At 48.4% G+C, this 248-nt stretch carries 1 rRNA gene; it reads left to right on the top strand.

The features are described from left to right. Window positions 1-128: 128 nt before the first annotated feature. A 5S ribosomal RNA gene (rrf, locus tag JYB63_RS23170) occupies window positions 129-244 on the top strand. Window positions 245-248: the final 4 nt, after the last annotated feature.

Raw genomic sequence — 248 nt, 5'->3', positions numbered from 1 at the left:
CGCAACACGGATCAAGAACTGAAGATACATAGAGCTTGCTGAAAAGCGAGACGGATTAGAGTTTGTACAGTGTTACCTAAGACTCAGCCTGAATAAGGCATACAGGATTTAGATTGTTACCTTTTTTGCTTGGCGACCATAGCGAGATGGAACCACCCGATCCCTTACCGAACTCGGAAGTGAAACGTCTTAGCGCCGATGGTAGTGTGGGGCTTCCCCATGTGAGAGTAGGTCATCGCCAAGCACCT

This window comes from Aliamphritea spongicola (assembly GCF_017051665.1).
Classification (GTDB): domain Bacteria; phylum Pseudomonadota; class Gammaproteobacteria; order Pseudomonadales; family Balneatricaceae; genus Amphritea; species Amphritea spongicola.
The sequence above is the reverse complement of the archived record's forward strand: the minus strand, read 5'-3'. Positions and strand labels throughout refer to the sequence as shown.